The organism is Sulfitobacter undariae, from assembly GCF_014196805.1.
Taxonomy (GTDB): Bacteria; Pseudomonadota; Alphaproteobacteria; order Rhodobacterales; family Rhodobacteraceae; genus Sulfitobacter; species Sulfitobacter undariae.
Genome location: NZ_JACIEI010000002.1, coordinates 233,482 through 260,476, shown reverse-complemented (window position 1 = coordinate 260,476; position 26,995 = coordinate 233,482). Strand labels below are relative to the sequence as shown.

Below are 26,995 nucleotides of genomic sequence, written 5' to 3'. Positions count from 1 at the left end.
CACATGCCCCCCTCATGCCAAAGTGTTGCCAACACCCCACATGGCGAGGAGGCCATATGTCCATCACCACCTGTATCTTCGATGCTTACGGCACATTATTTGATGTCGCCGCTGCCGCACGGCAGGCCGCATCCGAACCTGAATTCACGGCCATTTCAAACGACTGGCAACAGTTGGCCGAGCATTGGCGCCTCAAGCAGTTGCAATACAGCTGGCTGCGTGCCGTCGCGAACGCGCATTGTGATTTCTGGCAGGTCACCCAAGAAGGGCTTGATTGGGCGCTGGAAAAAACCGGCCATGACGGTGATGTCGCGCTGCGTGACCGCCTATTGCAACTCTATTGGGAGTTGGGGGCATACCCCGAAGTGCCCGCCATGCTGCAAGCACTCAAGGATGCAGGGCTGAACACGGGTATCTTGTCCAACGGATCACCCGCCATGTTGCGCGGTGCTGTGGATAGTGCGGGCATCGACGGGGTGCTTGATGCGCTTCTTTCAGTCGAGAGCGTGGGCATCTTCAAACCAGATGCGCGGGTTTATGATCTGGTCGGCGCCGAATTCGGCTGTGCCAAAGACGAGGTGCTATTTGTGTCCTCCAATGGTTGGGATGCAGGGGCTGCCACGGGATACGGGTTTACCACCGCATGGGTGAACCGCGCAGGTGATCCGGTAGACCGCCTGCCATGGCGCCCCGCCCATATGCTGCGTGATCTGACGGGCATTCCCGAACTTGCAGGTATCGCAAAAGGAGCAAATAACTAATGGCATATTTCACCACATCCGACGGGCTCTCCCTGTATTATACCGACGAAGGCGAAGGCCTGCCGATCCTCTGCCTTGCGGGGCTAACCCGCACCACGGCTGATTTTGACTATGTCACCCCACACTTGACAGGAAACCGTGTAATCAAATTGGATTACCGCGGGCGCGGGAAATCGGATTTTGACCCGAACTGGAAACACTACATTCTGCCCGTAGAATGCCGCGATATCATTGAGCTTCTGGATCATCTGGAGCTTGAGAAAGTCGCCATTATCGGCACCTCACGGGGCGGCCTGAATGCGATGGGGCTGGCGCGGGGCGCAAAACACCGTCTGCTGGGTGTCGCCCTCAATGATGTTGGTCCGGTCATTGATCCCAAAGGGATGGAGATGATCTCAAACGTCATTGGCCGTGACCCGGCCGCAAAAACCTATGAAGACGCCGCCGCTGCGATCGAACGGGCCTTTCCCGAATTCAGCAATGTGCCAGAAGGGCGCTGGCTGGAGGAAGCGCATCGGCATTTCACCGACGATGCTGACGGGCTCCAAATCACCTATGACAAACATCTGCGTGACGCGATCTTGGCAGCGGGTGATCAGATGATGCCAGACCTCTGGCCCTTCTTTGATGCGATGGAAGGCCTGCCTTTGGCACTCATCTGGGGGTTGAACTCAACCCTACTCAAGGCGGATACTGTTGAGGCCATGCAGAAACGTCGCCCTGATATGATCCTTGCCGAAGTGCCTGATCGTGGGCATATCCCCTTCCTTGATGAGGCCGAGTCCGTAGCCGCCTTGCACCAGTGGATCGGAGCCATGAAATGAACATCGAAATGATCCGTGCGGCAGCGCAACGCATTGAAGGTCATGCGCGGCGCACACCTTTACTGACTTCGCCGTTTTTGGACGAAATCGCTGGCCGCCGTGTTTGGGTGAAGGCCGAATGCTTGCAGCACACAGGCAGCTTCAAATTTCGCGGCGGGTATAGTGCGCTCAGCGCCCTGCCCGCTGAACAACGTGCCAAAGGCGTCATTGCCTTTTCGTCGGGAAATCATGCGCAAGGCGTCGCGCTGGCAGCCAAAATGCACGGCACATCCGCTGTGATCATCATGCCTGCCGACGCGCCACAGCTTAAAATCGATAACACCCGCAGCTTGGGCGCTGAGGTGGTGCTATACGACCGCGCCACCGAAGACCGCGACGAAATCGGTGACCGCCTAAGCGCTGAACGTGGCTTGACCCTGATCAAGCCATTTGATGAACCCCAAGTCATCGCAGGCCAAGGTACAATCGGGTTGGAAATTGCCCAAGACGCCAAGGCTCACGGCATCAAAGATGCGGATGTCATCACCTGCTGCGGCGGTGGTGGCCTGACATCGGGGATCGCCCTTGCCCTAGAGGCCGAGGCCCCCACCCTGCGCGTGCGCCCCGCAGAGCCTGAAGGCTTTGACGATGTCGCACGGTCCCTGCACAGTGGTGAACTTAAACGCAATGCGGCGTTGTCGGGCAATATCTGTGACGCAATCATTACACCCCAAGCAGGTGATCTGACGTGGCCGATCATGCAGCGCCTGTGTGGTGCAGGTTTGACAGTCTCCGAAGACGAGGCCCTGCGTGCGATGGGGCTGGCGTTCTTGCGCCTCAAAATCGTGGCCGAACCGGGCGGCGCTGTGGCACTTGCCGCTGCTCTTTTCCGTAAAGACCAAATTGAAGGCTCGGATGTGATTGTCACCATCTCAGGTGGCAACGTTGATCCTGCCATGTTTACCCGTGCTCTGGATACCCTATGACCAACTTCACTATAGCTAGTTTTAATGTTAAAAATCTGATCGGTGCGGATCATGAATACTACCAGTTTCAATCCTACACCCCAGAAGAATATGCGTGGAAGCGCGATTGGCTGGCCGATCAGATGGTCACGCTGGATGCCGATATCATCGGCTTTCAAGAGGTATTTGACGAAGAGGCGTTGAAAGACGTCATCAAGCTGGCTGACACCTATGGCGATCAGCAAAATGACTTCTCGCTTCCCGACGCCACCAAACGCTACCGCAAACGCGCCATTTTCGAGAAACTTGCCTATGGCAGTTACCGTGATGCCAAGGTCGCTTTTGCGCCAAACATGAATGACGGCGATGCCGGTCATCGTCGCCCCGGTCTTGCGATCATTTCGCGGTTTGGTTTTGAGGAAGAGCCCGAGATCATTCAGGATTTGGGGCAACCGCTGGACATCCCGTTTTCAGATGGCTTTGAAGCCGATGGTTTCTTCCGCATCAGCCGCCTGAGCCGCCCAATCCTCAAGGCGCGTATTCGTGTGGGCGGTCATGTGATCACTGTCTTTAACTGTCACCTGAAATCCAAACTGGGTGAATATCTGCGCCCCGCCGATGGCGGCCCTGCCCCCGAAGCGGATTTAACGCGGTACGATCCTGTGGGCCGCGCCTTGGGCTCTGCCCGTGCCGCCATGCGCCGCATGGCCGAGGCTTGGGTGCTGCGCGGTGCGATTGTGCAAGAATTGCAGAAGGGGAATCCCGTCATGGTCTTGGGTGATTTCAATGATGCTGAGAATGCGGTCAGTTCCGAAATCATCAGCGGCGAACACCCGTTCAAGAATTATCAATGGATGCTACGCCACGACGCGGAACATCGCGGTGATCGGTACTCGGAAGCGGAAGCACATCAAATCACCGAAGACATCGAAGCCGTGCGCCTTCATCCTGCCGAAAAGCTGTTTGTGCGTAAATCCCTGCGCGATATGGTCTTCACATCCGCTTTTGGTGGCGTCTATGAGAGCATTGACCAGATTTACATGTCGCGTCACTTCCTGCCTGAATTTGCAGGCAGCATCGGTGAAATGGACTATTTCAGCGTGCTGAACGATCACCTGACCGATGGCAGCCACCCCGAAGCGCCCTATAATAAACTCGCCTCGGATCACGGGCAAATCATGGCACATGTCAAACTCAAGGAAGAGGCGTAATGCAAATATTTGACGCAGGAGATGCGCGAATTCACTACCGTGTAGATGGTCCAGCGGATGGCGCTCCTGTTGTCTTTGCCAACTCGCTTGGCACGGATATGCGCCTGTGGGACCCGATTTTGCCGCTGCTGCCCGAAGGTCTGCGGATCATCCGTTGGGACAAGCGCGGCCACGGATTATCAAGCGTGCCGAGCGGCCCCTATAAAATGGGCGCGCTGATCCGCGATTGCGAACGCTTGCTGGATCATTTGAACGTGCGCGATTGTGCCTTTGTTGGCCTTAGCATTGGCGGCATGATCGCCCAAGGTTTGGCTATCAAACGGCTGGATATGGTCCGCGCCCTTGTGCTCAGCAATACCGCCGCGAAAATCGGCAATCCCCCCCTATGGGAGAAACGCATCGCCGCCGTGCATGCGGACGGGATCGAAAGCTTTGCCGATGCCGTGATGGAGCGCTGGTTTGCCGCCGAATTCCGCGCCAAACCCGAACTGGAGCTGTGGCGCAACATGTTGGTACAACAAGCCGCCGATGGATACGCGGGCTGCTCGGCTGCGATTTCGGGTACAGATTTCTACACCCCAACTTCTGGCCTGCGCCTGCCCTGTCTGGGTATTGCGGGGTCTGAGGATGGTTCAACTCCGCCCGATTTGGTGCGCGAAACTACCGATCTGATTCCCGGTTCCAAATTCCACTTGATCCGCCGCGCAGGCCACCTGCCTTGCGTCGAGCAACCGCAGGAATATGCCAGTGTGTTGAGTGAGTTTCTAAAAAACATCGGTCATATCTGACCCCACAAAAGCCACTAAAACGAATAGGTTTTCGGGTCCGCCGCGATCCGAATACCCCCTACAGGATACCCAGCATGACCGCCTCTGTATTTGACAGCCCCCTTTATACCCACCTGTTTCCGACTGGCGACGCCGGCAGATTGTTCTCGGACACAGCCGCCATTCGCGCCATGCTTTTGGTGGAGGGAGCGCTTGCAAAGGCGCAAGCGGCGCAGGGCATCATCCCCGAATTGAGCGCCAAAGCCATTCAACGCGCAACGATGGAGATCCAGATTGACCCGGGTGCGATCGCCCGCGCAACAGGCGCTAACGGCGTGAGCGTGCCGGGCTTGGTGGACGCCTTTCGCGCCGAGATGAACGCCCCCGAGCATGCCCAATACGTGCATTGGGGGGCAACATCGCAAGACATCCTCGACACGGGCCTAATGCTACGTTTGCGGCAATTGCTGCTGCTGGCCGAAACTGACTTGCGTGATGTAGTCACCGCCCTTGCCGATCAGGCAGAGCAGCATGCCGCAACCCCGATGGCGGGCCGCACCTATGGCCAGCATGCCACCCCCACCAGTTGGGGCGCGGTGCTGGCGGATTGGGGTCACGCCCTGTGCGATCTGCTTGAGGCCTTGCCCGCCTTGCGCAAATCCTCGCTGCTGGTGTCTTTGTCGGGCGCCGCTGGTACAGCCTCAGCTTTGGGGCCAGATGCGGCAGACACGCGCGCCACCCTAGCCAAAGGCTTGGGCCTGGAAGACCCTATGCGCAGTTGGCATGTGGATCGTGGCCCGCTACTCAGGATCACCGATTGGCTGGCACAGGTCACTTCCGTACTGTCGCGTATGGGCGGTACGCTGATTGCTCTGACGGGCAGCGAAGTGGCGGAGGTCAGATTGGGCACCGCTGGTGCCTCCTCAACCATGCCGCAAAAGCAAAACCCGGTGTCGCCTTCTGTCTTGCAAGCTTTGGGTCACCAATGCGCAGGCCTGCGCGCAGCCATGGCCCCTGCCACCCAACATCTGCACCAACGCGACGGTGCCGCATGGTTTACAGAATGGATGATCCTGCCCCAGATCGCCCTTGGAACCGCCTGTGCGTTGCAACACGCAAAAGGGCTGGCACAAAACATGCAACCAGACAGCCTGCGCATGGCACAAACCTTGAAAAGCAGCGGAGGGATAATCCACGCCGAAGCACTGAGCTTTGCCTTAGCCGCGCATATGCAACGCCCGCAAGCACAAGCCGAAACCAAAGCACTGTGCCGTCAAGCGCAAGAAACAAACACCCCGCTAGACGTTCTGGCCCGTGCAGCCTATCCCGATCTGCCCGCAGACCTGTTTGCCTCGGCACAATCCTTAGGGCTGGCCGCAGGGGACGCACGGAGATTTGTCGTCAGAGCACGGGCGCAATAAGGCACATAAGAAGGCGTAGGATAGCACCACTACGACTTGGTTCTCCCAGCCTTAGTGCCCCACAAAAAAGGCCCGCGCCATACAACTGCGCGGGCCTTTTTTAGATTTCATTCCAACAAGCGAGTATTAAAAGAACGCCTGCAAGCCAGTCTGTGCGCGGCCCAAGATCAGGGCGTGCACATCATGTGTACCTTCATAGGTATTCACCGTCTCAAGGTTCATCATGTGGCGGATCACTTGGAATTCACCAGAGATACCGTTGCCGCCGTGCATGTCACGGGCATGACGTGCAATTTCCAGCGCCTTGCCGCAGTTGTTGCGTTTAACGATGCTGATCATCTCGGGAGCAGCGTTGGCTACATCCATCAAACGGCCAACTTGTAGCGACGCCTGAAGGCCCAGCGAAATCTCGGTCATCATGTCTGCCAGTTTCTTTTGGAACAACTGGGTTTGCGCCAGTGGTTTGTTGAACTGGTGACGGTCCAGACCGTATTGACGTGCAGCATGCCAGCAGAATTCGGCAGCGCCCATCGCGCCCCAGCTGATGCCATAACGCGCACGGTTCAAACAGCCGAACGGGCCTTTCAGACCTTGAACATGCGGCAGCAGCGCGTCTTCGCCTACTTCCACGTTGTCCATCACGATTTCACCTGTGATTGACGCCCGCAAGGACAGCTTGTTGCCCACTTTTGGCGCTGTCAAACCTTTCATGCCTTTTTCAAGGATGAAGCCACGGATTTTACCGCCATGCTCTTCGGATTTGGCCCAGACCACAAACACATCCGCAATCGGTGCGTTTGAGATCCACATCTTGGAACCCGTCAGCTTGTAACCAGTGGCGGTTTTCACAGCACGGGTTTTCATACCAGCAGGGTCGGAACCCGCGTCAGGCTCGGTCAGGCCGAAACAACCGATGAATTCACCGCTGCACAGTTTGGGCAGGAATTTCTTACGCTGTTCTTCCGAACCATAGGCGTAGATCGGGTACATCACCAAGGACGCCTGCACGGACATCATAGAGCGGTAACCACTATCCACACGCTCTACTTCACGGGCAACCAGACCGTAAGAAACATAGGAACCGCCAAGGCCGCCGTATTCCTCGGGGATTGTGACACCCAGCAGGCCCATGTCACCCATTTCACGGAAGATGCCTGCGTCGGTTTTTTCCTCAGCATAGGCTTCGATGATGCGGGGTTGCAGCTTTTCTTGCGCGTAGGAACGCGTGCTTTCCATGATCATCCGCTCGTCTTCGGTCAGTTGATCGTGCAAACGCAGCGGATCGGACCATTCAAACGTGCCCAGATCTGGTTTATCTTTGGCTCTCAACTTGGGAGTCTCGGCTGTCATAGGTGTTCCTTTCTGAGGAATGCGAGGTATTTGCGCCCAGCATTGCATATCCTCGCGCAAAGTTCTAACGATGCTTACTCCTCAATCTATGAGTTTTAATCATACATGATCGCCCCCCGCCGCTACCTGCCTTCTATCTCTGCGCTACTGGCGTTTGAGGCCTGCGCAAGACTGGGCAGCGCCACGCAGGCCGCTACAGAACTGTCGCTGACGCAATCGGCGATCAGTCGCCAAATCAAAGCGCTGGAGGGGCAATTGGGCGTGCAATTGATGGCGCGCCAAGGGCGGCGATTGGTGTTGACGCAGGCAGGTACAGAATATTTGCGCGAAATCCGTGACGTGCTGGGCAGGCTGGCACAGGCCTCGGTTAATGCCGCGACAGAACTGCAATCGGGTGTGCTGTCACTGGCGATTCTGCCTGCGTTTGGCATGCACTGGCTTGCACCGCGCCTGTCCGACTTTGCCGCCGAGCACCGCGAAGTGACGGTAAACCTGTCCACCCGTCTACAGCCTTTTGCCCTAGGCCCCAGCCCCTTTGATGCGGCGATCCATTTCGGCCACGAAGACTGGCCGGGGGTACATTACCTTCCCTTGATGCCAGAAGTTGTTGTGCCCGTTTGTGCGCCTAATCTGACGGGTGCACCCTTTGAAACCCCCGCGCATTTATTGGCGCATCCGCTGCTGCACCTTGAAACGCGCCCGCGTGCGTGGGCAAGGTGGTTTGAGGCAGTTGGCCATCCCTGCGATCCGCCGCATGGCATGATGTTTGATCAATTCGCAACGATGGCGCAGGCTGCGCTGCATGGGCTTGGCATTGCATTATTACCTACATTTGTAGCCGAGCCGTATCTGAAGGATGGCCAATTGGCTCTGGCATCAAACAAGACAACGGAAAGCATCGGCAGCTACTATCTGGTTTGGCCCGAAGACCGCCCCGCCCCGCCGCCGCTGGTAGCCTTTTGCGACTGGCTTAAAAAACTAACAAACTCCTAATGATCGCCCCAATTGAGAGGAAACTGCGAAATTCAGTGTAATTCCGCCCCATTTGCCTCAATTCGGCCACATTAAACTTTTAGTAAAACCCAATGTGAAGGTGGGGGCCGTCACTTAGGAGCATAGCCATGCTTGGTAACAATTTTTTCCGTGCGGCCGCAACTGCCGTAGCGCTTACTACGTCCGCAGGCTTTGCCTCGGCTGAACAATACCCTGTCGTAATGTACGAAAATGGTTTTTTTCCGGAACTGAGCTTTGTGAAGGCTGGCGATGTGTTGGAAATCACCAACAAATCTGGGGAAAGACGCGACATTCGCTCAAGAGACGGTGTTACGCTTATATCAAATATTTCGATAAATGGCACAAAATCTCTGACAATTGCGGCAGACACGCCAACTGAATTTGTGGGCATCCACCGTGGTTATGGCTCAATTAGCCCCAACCAAAGCCGAGACAAATACAACCGAAATTGGGTTATTAGCACTCTTGACTTCAACGACCCGCCATCGCTGTACCCAGGCGACACGGGCCTTGTATTCGGAAACTAAGCTAACCTTGACGATCTCGCGCCCTACTCGGGTGATGGGGTGCATGTAGCACCGAGCTGAACACAAACTGCCGCCCGCACGCCTGCGGCGCGGCAGTTTTCATACCATACCTACCCCCAAGAAATTATGATCCCCTACCTTGCCAGAAAATACGCAAGAAACGGATCGCTCAGGGGGAAGGCTCTTTGCCATACTCAACGCAAAGGAGCCCGATATGACACAACTTACCTATTCCCCGATGCCTACAGACACAGTTGCACATTTGCGCGCAGGCGGCACGGACGCGTATGATCAGCCAGCAGAGAAAACGATTTCGAACGGAGCAGGCAACCCCTGCCGGCACTGTCTTTCCTTTGTGCCAAAGGGAGCAGGAATGCTCATCATCGCACATAGGCCTTTTGGCAAAATGCAGCCCTACGCAGAAACGGGGCCTATATTTTTATGTGCAGGTGATTGCGCCCCGTTTATGGGAAATGGCATACCACTAATCCTAACCACCAGTGCCGCCTATCTTCTCAAAGGCTATACGGCAGATGAGCGGATTTGCTACGGCACAGGCAAGATTGTGCCCCCTGATGCGTTGCCAGAGTATGCGGCAGAACTGCTAAGCCGCCCCGAAATCGCATTTGTGGACGTCAGATCCGCCAGCAACAATTGCTTTTTGACACGGATCACAGCAAACAATTAGCAGACAGCGCACAAAAAAGGCGCGCCCAGACTGGACGCGCCTTTTGGTCACTGCTTTTGCAGAGATTATTTTGCGACGATACGGCCATCTGTGTAAGGCGTATAAGGCGCGTTCTGGATCAGAAACTCGGCCAGAACCTCTGCCACATCGGGGCCAAAGTCATAGGCGTTGGCCGCGTCTTTGAACATCGCATAGCCATCGCCACCGTTGCGCACATAGTTGTTGGACACAACGCCGTAAGTTTTTTCCAAGTCTACAGCAGCGCCACCAATCATCACGTCACTGATCCGGTTGCCCACAGGCGCCTTTGCATCAAAAGCGTAAGTCATGCCCGCAACTTGGGGGAAACGGCCCGCGCCCTCTTCAATCTGGCTGACGCCGTTTTCCAGCGCCTCAACCAGCACTGCGCCAGTGATCTGGAAGGTGGACAGCGTGTTTTGGAACGGCAGAACCGTCAGAACATCCCCCATCGTCACCGCACCCGCATCAATCGAGGCGCGGATGCCGCCGCTGTTTTGATAGGCAATCTGGATACCTTGATCTGCCACACGTGCCAGCATTGCATCCGCAATCAGGTTGCCCATGGTGCATTCGCGCGCACGGCAGACGTCGCGGTCGCCGACAATCGGCTCGGCGGTTTGGGCCACAACCTTGCTACGAATTTCTTCCAATGGGGCCGCCAGTTCGGCAATCCGCGCGACTGTCTCCGCATCCTCGGTAATGGAGGCATCTATCAAAATGGGCTCACCCGTTGCGGCGGTAATGTTACCTGCGTCATCAAAGGTGACGTTCAATTCGCCCAGATATTTGCTATAGGCATAGGCCTGCACGATCGCCGTATTCCCTACCATCGTAGGGTATGGGCCCTCGGCACGCTCGTTTGTGTTGCTGAGCAGCGTGTTTGTATGGCCGCCCACGATCACATCAACGCCTGTCGTCGCGGCTGCGACTGCTTGGTCCACGCCGTAGCCTGAATGGCTCAGCACGATGATCTTGTTCACACCCTGCGCGGTCAGTTTGTCGACTTCGCCTTGCACAGCGGCAATCGGATCAGAGAACGTGACCTTGTCACCGGGGCTGGCCAGTTCATGGGTATCCTCTGGCGTCAGGCCGATCAGGCCGATCTTTTCACCGCCGCGTTCAATCACAGTGGATTTAGCCAGCTTATCCGCCAGCAAAGGTTCTGCGCTGACATCCGCGTTAGACATCAAGATAGGGAACTGCACCGCCGACATGAAGGACGCCAGCACTTCGGGACCATCGTCGAATTCGTGGTTGCCCACGGTCATACCGTCATAGCCCAGTTTGTTCATCATCTCGGCGGCCATTTTCCCCTTGTAATACGAGTAAAATAGCGTGCCTTGGAGTTGATCCCCACCATCCACAAGGATCGCGTTATTGGTACGGGCGCGGGCATCTTTGATCGCCGTCACCAGACGTGCCGTGCCGCCAAAACAATCGCCAGCGGTGTTATCCTCAGACGCGCAAGGGCCGTCATATTTGCTGATCGGCTCAAACCGCGCATGGAAATCATTGGTATGCAAAATCGTCAGGTTATAATCGGCGCTGGCCATACCTGCTGTCAGGCTTATGGTTGCGGCGCTTAAAAGGAATCGTTTCATGGTGGGGTCCCCCATTGGAATCACTGCCTATATCGTGGCCTGCGTTACTGCGCCTGTCAAAGCCAGATACCACCTACCCTAGAAAACCAAGCAACACGCCCAGCCGCATTGCCCATCGTTCGCCCTTGACCCACCTGCCCCGCAGAGGCATCACATAAACATGCTTATATTTAAAATTTTCCGCACCGATGAATGGCAAACCCTGCGCAAAGAGGGCCGCACAACAGGCGCGCCGATTGATGTCGCCGATGGCTATATCCATTTTTCCACCGCCACACAGGCCGCCGAAACCGCCGCGAAACATTTCGCAGGGCAAGACGGGCTATTCCTGATCGCCGCCGAGACGGAAGCACTGGAACCTGAACTGGAATGGGAAGTCTCGCGCGGCGATGCGCTGTTCCCCCATCTCTACCGTGAATTGGCGCTGACAGATGTTGTTTGGGCGCAGCCTTTGCCATTGGTTGAGGGTGTTCACCAATTTCCCGCTGGATTAGAGGAAGCCGCAGTATGACCCATTACGCCGATACCGAACGCGCACAGTTCGAGATATTCAAATCGCTGCCCCGCGACACACCTATTAACATGCTCAACCTTGTGCAGTTTCATCCGTTGGCACAATATCCAGCAGAGCACGCATTGGCAGGCCAAAACCTGACAGGGGCGCAAGCCTATGCCAATTACGGAGAAGCCAGCGGTCCCGTCCTCAAGCGTGTCGGCGGCAAAATCATCTGGCGCGGCGGCTTTGAAGTGGCGCTGATCGGCCCCACGGACGAGCCATGGGATGCCATGTTCATCGCCCAATACAAAAATGCAGGCGCGTTTTTGGCAATGGTCACTGACCCTGAATATCAAAAGGCCGTGGTTCACCGTCAAGCAGCCGTGATGAATTCGCGCCTGATCCGCAGCAAACCCCTCCCCGCATCAGGAATATTTGCATGAACGCACTGATCGAAAAACTGGGCCTCACACTGCTGCACCGCGTTGACCCAGAGGCGGCACATGGGCTGGCCATTCGCGCTTTGCGCATGGGCCTTACCGCACGTCCCGGGCCTATCACCTCGCCGCGACTTGGCGTTGATCTGGCGGGAATGCGTCTGGCCAACCCTGTCGGTCTTGCCGCCGGATTTGACAAAAACGCCACCGCGATTGAACCGCTCAGCGATGCGGGCTTCGGATTCATCGAAGTCGGTGCCGCCACGCCCCTGCCCCAACCGGGCAACGACAAACCCCGCCTGTTTCGCCTGACCGAAGACCGCGCTGCGATCAACCGTTTCGGGTTCAACAACGAAGGCATGGAAGCGATCTGTGCGCGTATCGCCGCCGCCAAACGCACTATTCCCGTGGGTCTGAACCTAGGCGCAAATAAAACCAGCACTGACCGCGCCGCCGATTTTGCGCAGGTGATGGAAGCCGCTCGCGATCACGTGGATTTTGCCACGGTCAATGTCTCTTCGCCCAACACCGAAAAGCTGCGTGATCTTCAGGGCAAAGCCGCATTGGCAGGCCTGCTGCAAGGTGTGATGGACGTTCGCGGCGACACGCCAGTCTTTTTGAAAATCGCCCCTGATTTGACCGAAGCCGAGATTGCCGACGTGGCGCAAGTGGCTCAAGATGCGGGCGTTGCCGCGATCATCGCAACCAATACCACGCTGTCGCGCGACGGTTTGCAATCGCCCCACAAAGGCGAGGCAGGTGGATTATCTGGTGCGCCGTTATTTGAAAAATCCACCCGTGTATTGGCACGCTTGTCTACGTTGACGGATGTGCCCCTCATTGGGGTCGGTGGTATCAGCGATGCGGATCAGGCCTATGCCAAGATTTGCGCCGGCGCTTGCGCTGTTCAACTTTACACCGCTCTGGTGTTTGGTGGGCTGGCGATGGTGCCTGCGATTGCCAAAGGCATTGACGAACGCTTGGCCCGCGACGGGTTTGCCACCGTGGCAGATGCGGTGGGCAGCCGCCGCGAGGATTGGTTGTGATCACGATCTGGCACAATCCGCGCTGCTCAAAATCGCGCCAAACACTGGCGTTGATCGAGGCGGCGGGCCTGCCTCATATGGTGCGCAAATATCTGGAGGATGCCCCCAATTTGGCAGAGCTGGAGAAAGCCCAAGTAGCCCTTGGCGTTGCAGTAATTGACATGCTGCGCCCGTCAGAGAAATTGTTCAAAGAATTGGGGCTGACCCGCACAGATAGTGGCGCAAGTTTGCTCTCTGCCGCCGCACAAAACCCGATCCTGATCGAACGCCCCATCGTCTTTTCTGGCAACCGCGCTGTGATCGGACGCCCACCCGAAGCTGTAGAGGCATTGTTATGAGCGACACCACCCACGTCACCGCGCTGAACCGTGCTGCTTGGAATGCCTCTGCCCCGCTGCATGGCGCTGGCACAGAGTGGGAGGCATTGTGCAAAACCATCCATCAGGGCGGATCGGTTCTTGATGAGGTCCTGACCGCCGCACTGCAGGACGCAGGCGTGGCAGGGGCGCGGGTGGTTCAAGTGGGCTGCAACAATGGCCGCGAGACGTTTTCAGCCATGGCACTTGGCGCGGCGGAAGGTTGGGGCATCGATCAATCCGACGCTTTTCTGGCGCAAGCTGCTACGTTGAACACGTTAAGCCCCCATAATGTGAATTTCGTGCAAGGGGACATCTATGCGCTGCCCGCAGAGGCGCCGCGAGACTTCGACATCGCTTTCATCACCATCGGCGTCCTGAACTGGATGCCCGATCTACCGCAGTTCTTTAAGGTTATCGCCAGCTTACTGCGGATTGGCGGCCAATTGGTGATCTATGAAACCCACCCCATGTTAGAAATGTTTGACCCTGCCTCTGACACCCCACAGACACCCGCCTTCAGCTATTTCCGCACCCAACCGCATATCGAGACCGAGACAATCACATATGACGGCACGGGCAGCGAAGGCGGGCCAGAGGCGCATTGGTTCGCCCATACGCTGGGTGTGATCGTGCAATCGGCGCTGGATGCAGGGCTGGCACTGACCGCCCTGCATGAGTACCCGCATTCGATCCGCGAGGTTGATTACGACATCTACAAAGACCGCGACGCGCAAATCCCGATGAGTTATCTGCTCCGTGCCGTGAAAACCTAAGCCGCTGCGCGTTCCAACGCGGGATAGCGCAGGCCCAGCGTGATCCCGCGTGCGATGAAGGAAATCAGCATTGCCAGCCATAATCCGTGGTTGCCAAATTGTGGCTCTAGCAGCAGCACCGCTCCAACATAGACGCCAAAAGACAGCGCCATCATATTGCGCATGTCACGGCTTCGAGTGGCCCCCACAAATATCCCGTCCAGCATAAAGGCCGCGCAGGCAATCACAGGCAACCCAACCAGATAGGGCAGATAAATCCGCGCTTGTACCCGGACCTCTGGTGCGGTGGTCATCGCATCGACGATCATGCCACCAAACAGGGCAAAGCCCAGCGCCATCAGGGCAGCAGAGCCCAACCCCCAGCCAGTGGACAGCAGTGCCGCTCGGCGCAGATGCACCGGATCACGACGGCCCACAGCTTTGCCAACCAAAGCTTCGGCAGAGAAGGCGAAACCGTCCAATGCATAGCTGGTGATCATGAGGAATTGCAGCAACACCTGATTAGCAGCCAGCGTCACATCACCCTGCCCCGCGCCGATAAACATAAAGCTCACGAAAATCGCCTCCAGCAGCATGGAGCGGATCATGATGTCGGTGTTCACCCCCATCATCCGCCGCCAGCGTACCGCGTCAAACACAGTGCCCCACGCCCGCCATGCCGCCCCTGCAAATACGGCACGGCAAAACCATAGGCCCAGCACAAGGCCACTCCATTCGGCCAAAAACGTCGCAAAAGCCACCCCCTGCACGCCCCAGCCAAGCCCAAGCACAAACCAGAAATCCAGCGCGATGTTCAGCCCATTCATCCATAGTTGTAGCACCAGCACCGCCCGTGTGCGTTCTTGTGCAATCAGCCAGCCTGTGACGCCGTAAAGCGCAATCGCCGCAGGTGCCGACCAGACTCGCATCGCCATATACTGCCGCGCCAGTGTCTCCACTTCGGCACTGGCGGGTGAGACCCGAAAGGCAGCCCAGAATAACGCCGCTTGCAGCGCAATGATGGCCACACCTGCGCCCAGACCGATCATCAAGGCACGCGTCAAAAGGGCGGCAACCTCACCGTGATCACCCTGCCCCTCGGCCTGTGCCGTCAGGCCCACTGTGCCCATGCGCAAAAATCCGAACACCCAATAGAAGGCAGACAAAACCACCGCCCCAATGCCCACCGCCCCAATCGGCGCGGCCAGCCCCATCTGGCCAATCACCCCCGTATCAACTGCGCCCAAAATCGGCACGGTCGCGTTAGAAAGGACGACGGGGATCGCAATATGCAGAACGCGTTTGTGGCTCAGGCGTTGGTTGGCCAGATCACTCACCTTCAGTTTCTCGAGGGGCGGGCATCACAAAATGCCCCATGGCCTGCGCATAAAGCCGTTCGCGGTTGTCTTGCCACGCTTCAACCTGAACGCTGGCATAACGCCGCCCTGCACGGGTGATCCGTGCACGCGCATAGGCATCGCGCGGCAGACCAGTCCGCAAATAATCAACGGTGAAATCCACTGTCTTGGGCAGGCGCGGCAGACTGGCCGGGGTGAGTGTTTCTAGGTTGATCTTACCCGCCTCCAGATCATCCCAAAGATGGAACCAGTTTAGCGTCATCACGGCAGTGACTTCTAAAAATGCCGCCGTGGCCCCGCCGTGCAGCGCGGGCAATAACGGATTGCCGATCAGCCCTTGTTTAAAGGGCAAGATCCCCGTCAATTCATCCCCACGACGCTCAAACTCGATCCCCAAAAAACGAATATAGGGCACGGCTTCGGTCAACACCCGTAAGGCAGTATCGCGGCGTTGCTTGATAACTTGTACGGATTCTGGCTTGCTGCGCGGGCTCATTTCTTGGCCTCCACGGTGAAGGCGCCTGTGGCAGTGGCGACAGGATTACCCGTGTCATCATCGGTCGCCACTGCACGAACAAAGGCGACAGAGCGGGTGAAATGGTAACACGTCGCACGGGCCACAATCGTCTGGCCGGGGGTGGCGGCGCGCATATAATCAATGCGCAAATCAATTGTCGCCGTGCCACCGCGATTATCAGGATGGCACATCACAGCTGCCCCGCAACAAGTGTCCATCAAGGCAGACACCGCGCCCCCATGAATAACCCCTGTGACAGGATCGCCGATCAGTTCTTCTTTATACGGCATGCTGATTGAGGCTTCGCCTGCGCCCATCTCGCGCGGCTCCATCCCCAGCATAACGGAATGGGGTAAGGCGTGAATGAACTGTTTCGCCATCGCAACTATATCAACCATCGGCTCTCCTTCGCGGCAAGCACACAGGCTTGCACTTTGGCTCTTTACAGCAGTCACACGCATAAAGGGCAATAGGGACCGTTGCACTTCCGGCCCAGTGGTTTTACTTTGCTCGTGGGAGGACGATCACACCATGAGCGAAGTAATACGCCTGACCTTTAAGGAAATGTGTGCGCAGTTTGACGTGACACCACGCACATTGCGTTATTACGAATATATTGAGTTGCTATCCCCCGACCGCGAAGGCCGCACCCGTTTCTACGGACCACGCGAACGCGCGCGGATGGAATTGATTCTGCGCGGCCGCAGCTTTGGGATTTCCTTGGAACATATTCGCCAATGGCTACTGATCTATGAAAACGAAGGCACCGAAGCGCAAATGCGGGCTTGGATTGATTTAGCCAACGGGCAGTTGGAAGAACTCGCGATCAAGAAGACCCAGATTGATAACGCACTGGTAGAGCTGACGCGTTTACGCGATGTGACATTGGACGCGTTGAGCGAAAAAGCCTAGGTCAGCGCGGGCCTTGGCCCACTGCATCTATCTCAGGCAAGGTTTGTCGTGCGCCCCAGTCGCACGGTAGTGATCTGCTGCCACATTATTAAAGAAAACCAGTTCAGCTGTGCAGCATTCAGCCGCTTGCCAGCCTTACACCTGTAATTCCCCAAACCCATTTCATTTCCCTCAAGTTGACGCAACGTGACACAACGTAAATGTAGAAATTGACGTAACGACGCACTAGGTAAAGCGGCACAAGGGCGATACACCTGCGGAAATCGACATGCCTGCCGCGAGTCACCTTAACCGTGAGAGACATATGAACACCGACACGCTGACCATACGCGAGATGTGTGACACCTTTGATGTCACCCCGCGCACCTTGCGTTTCTATGAAGCCAAAGAGCTGCTGTTCCCCCAGCGCATTGGCCAGAAACGCCTGTTTACCAAAAAGGATCGCGCACGGCTCAAACTCATCTTGCGCGGCAAACGCTTTGGGTTTTCACTCGAAGAAATCCGCCTGTTGCTGGACCTGTACTACAAAGGCGACGGCCAGCAGAGCCAGATGGAACAAAGCTATGCATTGGCCTGCAAACGCCTTGAAGATTTGGAAAGACAGCGCAACGATCTTGACGATGCCATCTCTGATTTACGCGACCAGCTTAAGTGGGGGGAGAAGATGATCTCGTCCCTGCGCAAAACAAGTTAACCAGACATATCTGCTCTAGGGAGAGACCCAATGCCTACATACACAGCCCCCACAAAAGACCTGCAATTTGTCTTGCACGAAGTGCATAAAATCTCTGAATCCGCCACCCCCGGCTATGCCGATCTGGAGCCGGATTTCACCTCTGCCATCCTTGAAGAAGCGGGCAAACTCAGCTCCGAAGTTCTCGCCCCGCTGAACGCCGTCGGCGACAAAGAAGGCTGTCGTTTGGAAGATGGTAAAGTATCCACACCTACGGGTTTCAAAGAAGCTTTTGCAAAGGTCAAAGAAGGCGGTTGGACAGGTCTGGACATGCCAGAGCAATATGGCGGCCAGAATATGCCTGCTGTCATCGGCTCTGCTGTTGGTGAAATGTTCTCGGCATCCAACCACGCCTTTGTTATGTACCAAGGCCTGACCCATGGCGCAGCAACAGCAATTCTGGCCCATGGCACAGACGCACAAAAAAACATGTACCTGCCGAAAATGGTCGCCTGCGACTGGACAGGTACGATGAACCTGACAGAATCCCACTGCGGGACAGATCTGGGCATGATGCGGACCAAAGCCGAACCACAAGCAGACGGGTCTTTTAAAATCACTGGCCAGAAGATTTTCATCTCTTCGGGCGACCATGACATGGCGGATAACATCATCCATCTGGTTCTGGCCAAGATCGAAGGCGGCCCTAAAGGCGTCAAAGGTGTCTCTTTGTTCATCGTCCCTAAATTCATGGTAAATGAAGACGGTGCGCTGGGCGAACGCAACGCCGTTTCCGTTGGCTCCCTTGAAGAGAAAATGGGTATCCACGGCAATGCGACCTGCGTGATGAACTATGATGGTGCGACGGGTTTCTTGCTGGGCGAAGAGCATAAAGGCATGCGCGCCATGTTCACCATGATGAACGAGGCACGTTTGGGCACTGGCATGCAGGGTCTATCCGCGGCTGACGCAGCCTACCAAAACGCCGTGATTTATGCGAATGACCGCCTGCAAGGGCGCGCTGTTACAGGGGCGCAATTCCCTGACAAACCCGCCGATCCACTAATCGTGCATCCAGACATCCGCCGTTCTTTGATGGATCAAAAGTCCTTCGTTGAAGGCGCGCGTGCCTTCATCCTTTGGGGCGCAACCCTGATCGACACGGCACACCGTTCAAACGACAAAGACGCAGATGGGCTGGTGTCCCTGCTCACCCCAGTCATCAAAGGTTTCTTGACCGACGTCGGCTATGACATGACCGTCAAAGCCCAGCAGGTTTACGGCGGTCACGGCTATATCGAAGAATGGGGCATGTCCCAATTCACCCGTGATGCACGTATTGCCATGCTGTATGAGGGCGCAAACGGCGTGCAAGCGCTTGACCTTGTGGGTCGTAAACTGGCCCAAGATGGCGGCAAACACCTCATGGCCTTCTTTGATCTGGTCAAATCCTTCTGCAAAGAGAATGCAGGTCAGGATGACGCCTTTGACACAGACTTCATTGAGCCCCTCAAGGCCGCCAGCAAAGACCTGCAAGCCGCCAGCATGTACTTTATGCAAAACGGCATGAAGAACCCCAACAATGCGCTGGCTGGCTCTACTGACTTTATGCACTTGTTCGGTCACGTTTGCCTTGGCCTGATGTGGGCGCGGATGGGCAAAGCCGCCAAAATCGCATTGGCAAATGGTGCCTCAGACGTCACGTTCTACGAGACAAAGCTGACAACAGGCCGTTACTATATGGCACGCCAGCTGCCCGCGACAGCCCTGCACCTTACACGTATCCAATCTGGTGCGGACACGGTTATGGCGCTCGACGCGGCAAACTTCTAAGCTTGTCTGGCGGGGGGCCGTCCCCCGCCACCCTACAAGGAGAGACATGTGCCAAAACGCTTCCGCCTGACACGGCGCTTCCCCGTTGCAATGACCGAAGACGGGTATCGCAGGCTTAAGAAATTCAGCACCGATTCTGGATTGGATGAAGGCGAAGCACTGTCCTTCATCTTTGAAAACTTCTCATCGGTCATAAACGAAGAAAACCTGATTGCGCGGATGCGGCTGTTTAACTCTGAACTGGACGCCCGTAAGAAATAGGAAACTGCCAAACCCTACGGCACGACGGCCCAGCGCCAACTATACGATAGGAAATGACACGATGATCCGCAAAATACTCATGGCTTCCGTCTTATTCGTTGCCGCGTGCACGACACCGCAAACATCATCCTACACACTGCCCCCAGAGGATCGCGCAGCCATTTCGACGCGTATCGCCAATTTTGAGCAAGCTTTTGTGCGCGGCAATACCACTGAAATCGTCAATATCATTCCCCCACGTATGATTGCGACCATCGCCAAGGATGCAGGCGTACCAGAACCGATGTTGCGCCGTGAGTTGGCTAAATTGACCCGCGAAACCACACGCGATGTAAAAATCCTGTCTTTTGGTATGTCGCTAGAGAACGCCACATTCCGAACCACGCCCACTGGCCGTCCCTATGGATTGATCCCGACGCAAACTGTGATCCGCACAGCCGAAGGCCAGAAGCTGCAATCCAACAACCAAACACTCACCTTGGAAGACGGCGACAAATGGTATCTCATTCGCATCGACGACGCGCGCCAAGTCGAGTTGATGCGCAAAGTCTATCCCGACTTCAAAGACGTCACCTTTCCCAAAGGCACGTCAAAAGTGATTAAATAAAAACGGGCCCTTCAGCATTTGCGATCAATGCGCGTCCGAAAGTTCACCGCTAGGCACACAGACAACAGGAACCAGACTATGACCATCAAACTCTACTGTTTCGGCGAAAGCGGGAACGCCTATAAAGCCGCACTTGCACTTGAACTTTCTGGTCTGGCTTGGGAGCCCGTCAAAGTCGATTTCTTTGGCGGCGAAACCCTCAAACCAGAATACCGTACAACCATCAACGATATGGGCGAAGCGCCCGTGATGATTGATGGCGATGTGAGGCTCACTCAATCTGGCGTCATCCAAGACTATGTGTCCGAAAAATCAGGCAAGTTCGGCGGCAAAGACGCGACCGAGCGCCGCGAGATTTTGCGCTGGGTGCTGTGGGACAATCACAAGCTCAGCTCTATGGCGGGGATGACGCGCTTTCTGATCAACTTTATGCCCGTTGAAAAACAACCTAAAGAGGTGATTGCCTTTAATCAGGCACGCCTTGCGGTGAATTACGAGTTGCTCAACAACCACCTCGCGGGGCGCAACTGGATTGTCAGTGATGGCATTACCAATGCAGACCTGAGCTGCTGTGGCTATCTCTATTACCCCGAACCCTTCGGCTTTGACCGAAGCGCTTATCCGAACATCGATGCATGGCTCACCCGCTTGTCACAGACACAAGGCTGGAAAGCGCCCTATGATCTGATGCCCGGCTCACCCGCGGATCGCGCCTGATGTCTCTAGCCGCCTCACGCTGGTTTTCCATGTTCAGCCCTTTCCGCGCCTCCATTCAGGATCGCAGATGGATCGCCGAAGGGTTGATGATGTATGAAACTGATCATGCCACAAGGCCCGTTACCTTCCGGTTTTATGCCGAAGAAGGAAAAGCACAATACAGCCTCACACGCAGTGAAACGGCATAACTTGCCGCGCTGCTTGACGATTTCCTCAAGAAAGGACCGACACCATGACCGAAGCATATATTTATGACGCATTGCGCACCCCACGCGGCAAAGGCCGCGCTGACGGGGCGCTGCACGAACTCACTTCACTGCGTCTTTCTGCGCTCACCTTGAACGCTGTGAAAGAGCGTAACAACCTTGAAGGCCATGCCGTTGAGGATGTGATCTGGGGTAACGTCACCCAAGTGATGGAGCAAGGCGGCTGCCTTGCCCGCTCTGCTGTGCTGGCCTCCGATCTGGATGAGCGGATTCCCGGCCTTGCGATCAACCGCTTCTGCGCGTCTGGCATGGAGGCCGTGAACCTTGCGGCAAACCAAGTCAAAGGCGGCGCTGGCATGGCCTATATCGCTGGTGGTGTCGAGATGATGGGCCGCGTGCCCATGGGCAGCGATGGCGCAGCAATTGCGGCTGATCCCAGCATTGCCATGAACCAGTATTTTGTCCCGCAAGGTATCTCGGCAGACATCATCGCCACAGAATACGGATTTACCCGCGAACAGGCAGACCGACTGGCGGTGCTGTCCCAACAACGCGCCAAAAAAGCGTGGGATGAAAAACGCTTTGCCAAATCCGTCATCACGATCCGTGACCAGAACGGTCTCGAAATCCTGAGCGAAGACGAATACATGCGCCCCCAAACCGACATGCAGAGCCTTGGCTCCCTGAACCCCGCGTTTCAGGCCATGGGCGAAGTGATGCCCGGCTTTGATAAAGTCGCCCTGCTGAAATACCCGCATCTGGAAAAAATCAACCACATCCACCACGCAGGTAACTCTTCGGGCATCGTTGACGGTGCCGCGGCTGTGCTGATCGGCAATAAGGAATTTGGCGAAAAATACGGCCTCAAGCCACGTGCGCGCATCCGTGCGACTGCCAAGATCGGCACGGACCCTACAATCATGCTCACTGGCCCTGTTCCAGTCACTGAAAAAATCCTTGCAGATAACGGGATGAACATCAGTGACATCGACCTGTTCGAAGTCAACGAAGCCTTTGCCGCCGTTGTCATGCGCTTTATGCAAGCCTTTGACGTGGATGAGGAAAAAGTCAACGTGAACGGCGGCTCTATCGCCATGGGTCACCCGCTAGGCGCTACAGGTGCAATGATCATCGGCACACTGCTGGATGAATTGGAGCGCACCGACAAAGAAGTCGGCCTTGCCACGCTTTGCATCGCCTCAGGCATGGGTGCCGCCACGATCATTGAAAGAGTCTGAGACGATGGGGGATCACGTAAAAACAGCAAAGGAAATCTCGGAGGAGATTTTGGAGATCACGGGCAAAGCCTTGCTCTCTAATGATTTCGATTCCTTTGAGCCTTGTTTTCGCATCCCCCATTTCATCTCTTCCTCGGAAGATAAGGCAACGATAAATACACGCGAAGAAATGCGTGCCATGTTTGGTAAGCTGGTCGAGTATTACACCCTCAACCGTGTTACCGAACTGGTCCGTATTATCGAAGTCTCCGAATATCGGACCCCTACGCGCATCGAGGCCACGCACATCACCCATGTGATGTCTGGCAATCAGCGCTTAGGCGACAGTTTTCCGTGTTACTCAATCCTCGAATTCATCGACGGGCACTGGCAAGTTATAAACAGTCAGTATGCGGTCGATGCCAATACAACTGTTGGCTACGCGCTTACATCAAAGCCTCTAAAGCCATCAGAAGAACAAACAGAAATCAGGAATACAAAATGACCGATTTTACAATGAACACTGACGCCGAAGGCGTTGCAACAATCACTTGGGACGTCGCAGACAAATCCATGAACGTGATGTCCATCGACGGGCTGTCCGAACTGGATGCCTGCATTGACGCTGCCCTTGCCGATGACGCCGTCAAAGGTATCGTGATCACCTCTGGCAAAGCAGGGTCTTTTGCAGGCGGGATGGACCTGAACCTGTTGGCAAAAATGCGCGAAGACGCAGGCGATGATCCGGCCAAGGGCCTGTTTGAAGGCACCATGAAAATGCACCATCTGCTGCGCAAGATCGAACGCGCAGGCATGGATAAGAAAACCAACAAAGGCGGCAAACCTATCGCCTCGGTTTTGCCGGGCACTGCGGCGGGCATCGGGCTGGAATTGCCGCTGGCCACCCACCGTGTTTTTGTTGCCAACAACCCCAAGGCGCGGATCGGCTTGCCTGAAATTCAGGTGGGTATTTTCCCGGGTGCTGGCGGCACCACACGCCTTGTGCGGATGCTGGGCGCAATGGCCGCTTCGCCGCTGCTGTTGGAAGGCAAAATGTTGTCACCTGACGCCGCCAAAAAAGCGGGCATCATCAATGAAGTCAGCGACGATCCAATGGCCGATGCGCGTGCTTGGGTTTTGTCGGCAACAGATGCCGATATCCTGAAACCTTGGGATGCCAAAGGCTATAAAATGCCCGGCGGCGCGCCGTACCACCCTGCGGGTTTCATGACCTTTGTGGGCGCATCCGCCATGGTGAACGGTAAGACCAAAGGCGTCTATCCCGCCGCCAAAGCCCTGCTGTCAGCCGTATATGAAGGCGCGCTTGTGCCTTTCGACACGGCCCTAAAGATCGAAGCACGCTGGTTTACCTCAGTTCTGCTAAACCCCACATCCTCTGCCATGATCCGCTCTTTGTTCCTGAACAAAGAAGCCTTGGAAAAAGGCGCTGTGCGCCCCGAAGGCATCGCCGATCAGCGCGTCAAAAAACTGGGCGTTTTGGGTGCTGGCATGATGGGTGCGGGTATCGCATTGGTCTCGGCGCAGGCAGGTATCGAAGTGGTCCTGATCGACCGCGACCAAGCCGCCGCCGACAAGGGCAAAGCCTATTCCGAAAGCTACATGGACAAGGGTATTGCGCGTAAAAAGGCCACGGTAGAAAAGAAAGAGGCACTGCTGTCGCTGATCACTGCCACGGCTGATCTGGACGCCCTCAAAGGCTGTGACCTGATCATCGAAGCTGTGTTTGAAGACCCTGCGGTGAAAGCCGAGATGACCAAAAAGGTCGAGGCCGTGATCCCCGAGGATTGCATTTATGCCTCCAACACCTCCACCTTGCCGATCAGCGAATTGGCCAAAGCGTCTTGCCGTGCCGACCAGTTCATCGGCATCCACTTCTTCAGCCCTGTTGAGCGGATGGCGCTGGTGGAGATCATCAAAGGCAAGGAAACAGGCGACCGTGCGGTGGCAAAGGCCCTCGATTATGTGCGTCAAATCCGTAAAACCCCGATTGTGGTTAACGATGCGCGGTTCTTCTATGCCAACCGCTGCATCATCCCTTACGGAAATGAAGCAAACCGCATGATCACCGAAGGCGTCGCCCCTTGGTTCATCGACCAAGCCGCGCAAATGCTTGGCTTCCCTGTGGGTCCTGTGCAGTTGGGTGACGAGACTTCTGTTGATCTGGCCACCAAAATCATGCGCGCCACCAAAGCGGCGATGGGCAATGCCTATCCCGCCTCCGAGGCGGATGAGCTGATCGTCTGGCTCGAAGAAAAAGGCCGTTTGGGCCGTAAATCCAAAGCGGGCTATTTCGACTATGACGAAAAGGGCAAACGTCTGGGATATTGGAAAGGCATGCAGGATAAATACCCGCTGGCCGAGGTCCAACCCGAATTGCAAGACGTGCAAGACCGTTTGATGTTTGTTCAGGTGCTGGAAGCCGTGCGTGCACTGGAAGAAGGCGTGTTGATGGACATCCGCGAAGGTGACGTAGGTGCGATCCTTGGCTGGGGCTTTGCGCCTTGGTCCGGTGGGCCGCTGTCATGGCTGGATATGATCGGCACCCCCTACGCCGCCGAACGCTGTGACCAGCTCGAAGCACAATTTGGCGAACGCTTCAAATGCCCTGATCTGCTGCGGGAAATGGCTGACAAAAACCAATCCTTCTATGGCCGCTTTGGCCCCAAGGATGCAGCCGCTGCCTAGGTTAAAGCGCATAGAAAGAGAGAGGGGCGCATCATGCGCCCCTTTTTTATAGCTCGGTGGTCACCGCTGGTTATCGTCAAATTTATACCCGAAACGGGCAATGTCATCCGCGCATATCTGTGCAACCAACGCGCGGGTTTCATCTGTATAAGCGCCGCGATAATCCGCCTGCCGCGTGCTGGTGTTTACATGCGGTATGTCTAACTCAAACCCCAGATGGTCCTGCAAAGGCGCGATATCTTGGGCCAAATGCTCTAAACGAATGAAGAGATCAGCGCGCAAACGCCCTTGCCGATCCGTCACATAAGAGGCTGCTGTCGCTCTGGAAAAACTCACTGTAATTGCAGGCTCCGCCACAAAGGACGCAAAATCACGCTGCTTGGCCAGCGTCACGGCCAAATGATCAAACTGCTGGACTTGCAGCCAGTGATAATAGCTAACCATGCGATCCCACGGGTTGCGCACCATGGTAAAGATGAACAAATCCGCCAATTCATCCGCCTGCACCACCCCGTCCAGATCCGCCAATGTTGCGTGTTTCCACAACCGCCCCGCGGCCTGCACAGCGGCCAGCTTCTTGCGCCGCTTGAGCGCCTTGGGCGTATCGCCCAGCATGATGTCATCCTTCATCGCCCGCGCCTCTAGCGCCAGCGCCATGGATGTTCCGCCTGTTTTGGGCGCATGGATGAACAGGTATTTACGCCCGCGTGAGAGGATCATCGCCATACCTCGCCAGTTTCATCGTCAGGAATTTTGACCGCACGCACAGGCAGCGCCTTTTCTGTGCGCAGTGCAATCACGGCCCCCGCAGCAATGATCAAAGCCATCCCTGCCAACGCCAGCGGGCCAACCGTCTGGTCCCATAAGACCCAAGCCCAAAAACTGGCAAAGACCAAAAGCGAATATTCAAACACGGCCACATAACCTGCTTCGCCCAGCAGATATCCGCGAAAGATCAGGCCGATCCCGATGATGGACCCTACCGCCTGCACCGCGATCCAAAACCACATTGCCCCTGTCATCGGCACCCAGCCTCTTTGCACGAAACCTGCAAACCCTTCGGGTCCGCCAGCGGGAAGAATGATCAACCCAATTGCCCCAAACACCGCCAACATACCAAAGAACCCCGCCGAGAGGGCGATTGCCCCTTCTTTCGCACACCATTGCCATGTGACAACCGCGCCAATCGCGTACAGAAAGCCCGCAACGATTGGTAAGAACACAATCAGGTCGGGCGCCGTCGGGTCAGGCTGGATCACCATCAATGCCCCGACAAACCCCAATAGCGCTGCACCAACACGCACGGCCCCTACCCGCGTGCCCTGAAACACAACCGAGATGAGCAAAACAAACAAGGGGGATGTAAAAAGCCCTGCAATCACGACCCCGATTGGCAAAACAGACATACAACCAAAATAGATCAGCATGGCTGTCGCGGGAAAAATGCTGCGCCCCAGCACGGCACGCCAACTGACAGGCCGGATCACCCCCACGCCGACCGCAGCCAGCAGCGCCAACAGCACAACCGCCATGATCCCCCGAACCATATGGAATTGCCAAAGCGAACCTGTTTCCGAGATGTAAGGGACAAAATTGTCCGTGATCCCCAAGACAAACATGCCACCCAAAATCGACAAAGCAGCCGCTCCGGACCGTAGCTCAGCATTACCCATGACTGTGCACCCTTCTGTTTAGCAAACATCGTGATTGCATATTTCTACCCCCTGCATATCGTGCTGTGACGTTTAAACAATGTTCTTATAGGGAGT

General features: G+C 56.0%; 31 protein-coding genes. 24 read left to right on the top strand and 7 right to left on the bottom strand.

The window, feature by feature from the left end:
- Nucleotides 1-56: 56 nt before the first annotated feature.
- From GGR95_RS04770 to GGR95_RS04745, 6 genes are all read left to right on the top strand, one after another.
- Complete coding sequence (locus tag GGR95_RS04770) at nt 57-761, top strand: haloacid dehalogenase type II (protein ID WP_184563331.1); 705 nt, start codon at nt 57-59, stop codon at nt 759-761.
- Nucleotides 761-1,585: an alpha/beta fold hydrolase gene (locus tag GGR95_RS04765; protein WP_184563329.1), complete on the top strand. Its 825-nt coding sequence runs from the start codon at nt 761-763 to the stop codon at nt 1,583-1,585. The genes GGR95_RS04770 and GGR95_RS04765 overlap by 1 nt, the downstream gene beginning before the upstream one ends.
- Entirely contained in the window at nt 1,582-2,550 is a 969-nt protein-coding gene (locus GGR95_RS04760; RefSeq protein WP_184563326.1) for a threonine ammonia-lyase, read from the top strand. Before GGR95_RS04765 ends, GGR95_RS04760 begins: the two co-directional genes overlap by 4 nt.
- Nucleotides 2,547-3,740 (top strand): endonuclease/exonuclease/phosphatase family protein, encoded by a 1,194-nt coding sequence (locus GGR95_RS04755; protein WP_184563324.1) that lies wholly within the window; start codon nt 2,547-2,549, stop codon nt 3,738-3,740. Before GGR95_RS04760 ends, GGR95_RS04755 begins: the two co-directional genes overlap by 4 nt.
- Nucleotides 3,740-4,528: a 3-oxoadipate enol-lactonase gene (gene pcaD, locus GGR95_RS04750; protein WP_184563322.1), complete on the top strand. Its 789-nt coding sequence runs from the start codon at nt 3,740-3,742 to the stop codon at nt 4,526-4,528. Before GGR95_RS04755 ends, pcaD begins: the two co-directional genes overlap by 1 nt.
- Before the next feature lie 74 nt (nt 4,529-4,602).
- Nucleotides 4,603-5,928, top strand: coding sequence for a lyase family protein (locus tag GGR95_RS04745; protein ID WP_184563320.1), 1,326 nt, complete (start codon nt 4,603-4,605; stop codon nt 5,926-5,928).
- Nucleotides 5,929-6,054: 126 nt separating this feature from the next.
- Here GGR95_RS04745 and GGR95_RS04740 read toward each other — a convergent pair whose 3' ends face one another.
- A complete protein-coding gene (locus GGR95_RS04740) occupies nt 6,055-7,278 on the bottom strand; it encodes an acyl-CoA dehydrogenase (protein ID WP_184563318.1) in 1,224 nt (407 codons plus the stop codon).
- Between the two features lie 105 nt (nt 7,279-7,383).
- On the opposite strand from GGR95_RS04740, the gene GGR95_RS04735 reads away from it, so the two are divergent.
- The 3 genes from GGR95_RS04735 to GGR95_RS04725 all read left to right on the top strand — a co-directional run bounded on the left by GGR95_RS04735 (nt 7,384) and on the right by GGR95_RS04725 (nt 9,507).
- Nucleotides 7,384-8,271, top strand: coding sequence for a LysR substrate-binding domain-containing protein (locus GGR95_RS04735; RefSeq protein ID WP_184563316.1), 888 nt, complete (start codon nt 7,384-7,386; stop codon nt 8,269-8,271).
- 128 nt (nt 8,272-8,399) lie between these two features.
- Nucleotides 8,400-8,819, top strand: coding sequence for a hypothetical protein (locus GGR95_RS04730; protein WP_184563314.1), 420 nt, complete (start codon nt 8,400-8,402; stop codon nt 8,817-8,819).
- 214 nt (nt 8,820-9,033) lie between these two features.
- Nucleotides 9,034-9,507 carry a DUF1203 domain-containing protein gene (locus GGR95_RS04725; protein ID WP_184563312.1) on the top strand — a complete coding sequence of 158 codons (474 nt, stop codon included), beginning with the start codon at nt 9,034-9,036 and terminating at the stop codon, nt 9,505-9,507.
- A gap of 65 nt (nt 9,508-9,572) precedes the next feature.
- Here GGR95_RS04725 and GGR95_RS04720 read toward each other — a convergent pair whose 3' ends face one another.
- The gene (locus GGR95_RS04720; RefSeq protein WP_184563310.1) at nt 9,573-11,129 is read right to left on the bottom strand and encodes a bifunctional metallophosphatase/5'-nucleotidase; all 1,557 of its coding nucleotides are present in this window, start codon (nt 11,127-11,129) and stop codon (nt 9,573-9,575) included.
- Between the two features lie 160 nt (nt 11,130-11,289).
- Here GGR95_RS04720 and GGR95_RS04715 point away from each other — a divergent pair, with 160 nt between their 5' ends.
- Genes GGR95_RS04715 through GGR95_RS04695 form a run of 5 tightly spaced genes read left to right on the top strand, consistent with a single transcriptional unit; the run spans nt 11,290 to nt 14,240 of the window.
- Nucleotides 11,290-11,640 carry a DUF952 domain-containing protein gene (locus GGR95_RS04715; protein ID WP_184563308.1) on the top strand — a complete coding sequence of 117 codons (351 nt, stop codon included), beginning with the start codon at nt 11,290-11,292 and terminating at the stop codon, nt 11,638-11,640.
- Nucleotides 11,637-12,068, top strand: coding sequence for a DUF1330 domain-containing protein (locus tag GGR95_RS04710; RefSeq protein WP_184563306.1), 432 nt, complete (start codon nt 11,637-11,639; stop codon nt 12,066-12,068). Before GGR95_RS04715 ends, GGR95_RS04710 begins: the two co-directional genes overlap by 4 nt.
- Nucleotides 12,065-13,108, top strand: a complete 1,044-nt coding sequence (locus GGR95_RS04705) for a quinone-dependent dihydroorotate dehydrogenase (protein WP_184563304.1) — start codon at nt 12,065-12,067, stop codon at nt 13,106-13,108. Before GGR95_RS04710 ends, GGR95_RS04705 begins: the two co-directional genes overlap by 4 nt.
- Nucleotides 13,105-13,446 carry an arsenate reductase (glutaredoxin) gene (gene arsC / locus GGR95_RS04700; protein ID WP_184563302.1) on the top strand — a complete coding sequence of 114 codons (342 nt, stop codon included), beginning with the start codon at nt 13,105-13,107 and terminating at the stop codon, nt 13,444-13,446. The genes GGR95_RS04705 and arsC overlap by 4 nt, the downstream gene beginning before the upstream one ends.
- Complete coding sequence (locus GGR95_RS04695; RefSeq protein ID WP_184563300.1) at nt 13,443-14,240, top strand: class I SAM-dependent methyltransferase; 798 nt, start codon at nt 13,443-13,445, stop codon at nt 14,238-14,240. The genes arsC and GGR95_RS04695 overlap by 4 nt, the downstream gene beginning before the upstream one ends.
- Here GGR95_RS04695 and GGR95_RS04690 read toward each other — a convergent pair.
- The 3 genes from GGR95_RS04690 to GGR95_RS04680 are packed head-to-tail and all read right to left on the bottom strand — an operon-like array spanning nt 14,237 to nt 16,492.
- Nucleotides 14,237-15,556 carry an MATE family efflux transporter gene (locus GGR95_RS04690; RefSeq protein ID WP_184563298.1) on the bottom strand — a complete coding sequence of 440 codons (1,320 nt, stop codon included), beginning with the start codon at nt 15,554-15,556 and terminating at the stop codon, nt 14,237-14,239. The two genes, GGR95_RS04695 and GGR95_RS04690, sit on opposite strands and share 4 nt — an antisense overlap.
- The gene (locus tag GGR95_RS04685) at nt 15,549-16,073 is read right to left on the bottom strand and encodes a PaaI family thioesterase (RefSeq protein ID WP_184563296.1); all 525 of its coding nucleotides are present in this window, start codon (nt 16,071-16,073) and stop codon (nt 15,549-15,551) included. Before GGR95_RS04685 ends, GGR95_RS04690 begins: the two co-directional genes overlap by 8 nt.
- A complete protein-coding gene (locus tag GGR95_RS04680; RefSeq protein ID WP_184563294.1) occupies nt 16,070-16,492 on the bottom strand; it encodes a PaaI family thioesterase in 423 nt (140 codons plus the stop codon). Before GGR95_RS04680 ends, GGR95_RS04685 begins: the two co-directional genes overlap by 4 nt.
- A gap of 133 nt (nt 16,493-16,625) precedes the next feature.
- On the opposite strand from GGR95_RS04680, the gene GGR95_RS04675 reads away from it, so the two are divergent.
- From GGR95_RS04675 to GGR95_RS04630, 10 genes are all read left to right on the top strand, one after another.
- Nucleotides 16,626-17,006, top strand: coding sequence for a MerR family transcriptional regulator (locus GGR95_RS04675; protein WP_184563292.1), 381 nt, complete (start codon nt 16,626-16,628; stop codon nt 17,004-17,006).
- Between the two features lie 304 nt (nt 17,007-17,310).
- On the top strand, nt 17,311-17,700 hold the full coding sequence (locus GGR95_RS04670) for a MerR family transcriptional regulator (RefSeq protein ID WP_184563290.1): 390 nt from the start codon (nt 17,311-17,313) through the stop codon (nt 17,698-17,700).
- 30 nt (nt 17,701-17,730) lie between these two features.
- Nucleotides 17,731-19,512, top strand: a complete 1,782-nt coding sequence (locus tag GGR95_RS04665; RefSeq protein WP_184563288.1) for an acyl-CoA dehydrogenase C-terminal domain-containing protein — start codon at nt 17,731-17,733, stop codon at nt 19,510-19,512.
- A 48-nt stretch (nt 19,513-19,560) separates the two neighbouring features.
- Nucleotides 19,561-19,773 carry a hypothetical protein gene (locus tag GGR95_RS04660; protein ID WP_184563286.1) on the top strand — a complete coding sequence of 71 codons (213 nt, stop codon included), beginning with the start codon at nt 19,561-19,563 and terminating at the stop codon, nt 19,771-19,773.
- Between the two features lie 61 nt (nt 19,774-19,834).
- A complete protein-coding gene (locus tag GGR95_RS04655; RefSeq protein ID WP_184563284.1) occupies nt 19,835-20,380 on the top strand; it encodes a hypothetical protein in 546 nt (181 codons plus the stop codon).
- Between the two features lie 78 nt (nt 20,381-20,458).
- Nucleotides 20,459-21,097 carry a glutathione S-transferase family protein gene (locus tag GGR95_RS04650; protein WP_184563282.1) on the top strand — a complete coding sequence of 213 codons (639 nt, stop codon included), beginning with the start codon at nt 20,459-20,461 and terminating at the stop codon, nt 21,095-21,097.
- Nucleotides 21,097-21,285, top strand: a complete 189-nt coding sequence (locus GGR95_RS04645; RefSeq protein ID WP_184563281.1) for a hypothetical protein — start codon at nt 21,097-21,099, stop codon at nt 21,283-21,285. The genes GGR95_RS04650 and GGR95_RS04645 overlap by 1 nt, the downstream gene beginning before the upstream one ends.
- Before the next feature lie 44 nt (nt 21,286-21,329).
- Complete coding sequence (locus GGR95_RS04640) at nt 21,330-22,541, top strand: acetyl-CoA C-acetyltransferase (RefSeq protein WP_184563280.1); 1,212 nt, start codon at nt 21,330-21,332, stop codon at nt 22,539-22,541.
- Between the two features lie 4 nt (nt 22,542-22,545).
- Nucleotides 22,546-23,025, top strand: coding sequence for a hypothetical protein (locus GGR95_RS04635; RefSeq protein ID WP_184563279.1), 480 nt, complete (start codon nt 22,546-22,548; stop codon nt 23,023-23,025).
- Entirely contained in the window at nt 23,022-25,226 is a 2,205-nt protein-coding gene (locus tag GGR95_RS04630; protein ID WP_184563278.1) for a 3-hydroxyacyl-CoA dehydrogenase NAD-binding domain-containing protein, read from the top strand. The genes GGR95_RS04635 and GGR95_RS04630 overlap by 4 nt, the downstream gene beginning before the upstream one ends.
- Before the next feature lie 60 nt (nt 25,227-25,286).
- Here GGR95_RS04630 and GGR95_RS04625 read toward each other — a convergent pair whose 3' ends face one another.
- Both GGR95_RS04625 and GGR95_RS04620 read right to left on the bottom strand, forming a co-directional pair.
- Nucleotides 25,287-25,946 (bottom strand): sulfotransferase family 2 domain-containing protein, encoded by a 660-nt coding sequence (locus tag GGR95_RS04625; protein WP_184563708.1) that lies wholly within the window; start codon nt 25,944-25,946, stop codon nt 25,287-25,289.
- Nucleotides 25,943-26,899, bottom strand: coding sequence for a DMT family transporter (locus GGR95_RS04620; protein ID WP_184563277.1), 957 nt, complete (start codon nt 26,897-26,899; stop codon nt 25,943-25,945). The genes GGR95_RS04625 and GGR95_RS04620 overlap by 4 nt, the downstream gene beginning before the upstream one ends.
- Nucleotides 26,900-26,995 lie beyond the last annotated feature (96 nt).

Coding starts and splice junctions, on each gene's coding strand:
- GGR95_RS04770 (WP_184563331.1), top strand. CDS start 57: ATGTCCATCACCACCTGTATCTTCGATGCTTACGGCACATTATTTGAT.
- GGR95_RS04765 (WP_184563329.1), top strand. CDS start 761: ATGGCATATTTCACCACATCCGACGGGCTCTCCCTGTATTATACCGAC.
- GGR95_RS04760 (WP_184563326.1), top strand. CDS start 1,582: ATGAACATCGAAATGATCCGTGCGGCAGCGCAACGCATTGAAGGTCAT.
- GGR95_RS04755 (WP_184563324.1), top strand. CDS start 2,547: ATGACCAACTTCACTATAGCTAGTTTTAATGTTAAAAATCTGATCGGT.
- pcaD (WP_184563322.1), top strand. CDS start 3,740: ATGCAAATATTTGACGCAGGAGATGCGCGAATTCACTACCGTGTAGAT.
- GGR95_RS04745 (WP_184563320.1), top strand. CDS start 4,603: ATGACCGCCTCTGTATTTGACAGCCCCCTTTATACCCACCTGTTTCCG.
- GGR95_RS04740 (WP_184563318.1), bottom strand. CDS start 7,278: ATGACAGCCGAGACTCCCAAGTTGAGAGCCAAAGATAAACCAGATCTG.
- GGR95_RS04735 (WP_184563316.1), top strand. CDS start 7,384: ATGATCGCCCCCCGCCGCTACCTGCCTTCTATCTCTGCGCTACTGGCG.
- GGR95_RS04730 (WP_184563314.1), top strand. CDS start 8,400: ATGCTTGGTAACAATTTTTTCCGTGCGGCCGCAACTGCCGTAGCGCTT.
- GGR95_RS04725 (WP_184563312.1), top strand. CDS start 9,034: ATGACACAACTTACCTATTCCCCGATGCCTACAGACACAGTTGCACAT.
- GGR95_RS04720 (WP_184563310.1), bottom strand. CDS start 11,129: ATGAAACGATTCCTTTTAAGCGCCGCAACCATAAGCCTGACAGCAGGT.
- GGR95_RS04715 (WP_184563308.1), top strand. CDS start 11,290: ATGCTTATATTTAAAATTTTCCGCACCGATGAATGGCAAACCCTGCGC.
- GGR95_RS04710 (WP_184563306.1), top strand. CDS start 11,637: ATGACCCATTACGCCGATACCGAACGCGCACAGTTCGAGATATTCAAA.
- GGR95_RS04705 (WP_184563304.1), top strand. CDS start 12,065: ATGAACGCACTGATCGAAAAACTGGGCCTCACACTGCTGCACCGCGTT.
- GGR95_RS04695 (WP_184563300.1), top strand. CDS start 13,443: ATGAGCGACACCACCCACGTCACCGCGCTGAACCGTGCTGCTTGGAAT.
- GGR95_RS04685 (WP_184563296.1), bottom strand. CDS start 16,073: ATGAGCCCGCGCAGCAAGCCAGAATCCGTACAAGTTATCAAGCAACGC.
- GGR95_RS04680 (WP_184563294.1), bottom strand. CDS start 16,492: ATGGTTGATATAGTTGCGATGGCGAAACAGTTCATTCACGCCTTACCC.
- GGR95_RS04675 (WP_184563292.1), top strand. CDS start 16,626: ATGAGCGAAGTAATACGCCTGACCTTTAAGGAAATGTGTGCGCAGTTT.
- GGR95_RS04670 (WP_184563290.1), top strand. CDS start 17,311: ATGAACACCGACACGCTGACCATACGCGAGATGTGTGACACCTTTGAT.
- GGR95_RS04665 (WP_184563288.1), top strand. CDS start 17,731: ATGCCTACATACACAGCCCCCACAAAAGACCTGCAATTTGTCTTGCAC.
- GGR95_RS04655 (WP_184563284.1), top strand. CDS start 19,835: ATGATCCGCAAAATACTCATGGCTTCCGTCTTATTCGTTGCCGCGTGC.
- GGR95_RS04650 (WP_184563282.1), top strand. CDS start 20,459: ATGACCATCAAACTCTACTGTTTCGGCGAAAGCGGGAACGCCTATAAA.
- GGR95_RS04645 (WP_184563281.1), top strand. CDS start 21,097: ATGTCTCTAGCCGCCTCACGCTGGTTTTCCATGTTCAGCCCTTTCCGC.
- GGR95_RS04640 (WP_184563280.1), top strand. CDS start 21,330: ATGACCGAAGCATATATTTATGACGCATTGCGCACCCCACGCGGCAAA.
- GGR95_RS04635 (WP_184563279.1), top strand. CDS start 22,546: ATGGGGGATCACGTAAAAACAGCAAAGGAAATCTCGGAGGAGATTTTG.
- GGR95_RS04630 (WP_184563278.1), top strand. CDS start 23,022: ATGACCGATTTTACAATGAACACTGACGCCGAAGGCGTTGCAACAATC.
- GGR95_RS04625 (WP_184563708.1), bottom strand. CDS start 25,946: ATGATCCTCTCACGCGGGCGTAAATACCTGTTCATCCATGCGCCCAAA.
- GGR95_RS04620 (WP_184563277.1), bottom strand. CDS start 26,899: ATGGGTAATGCTGAGCTACGGTCCGGAGCGGCTGCTTTGTCGATTTTG.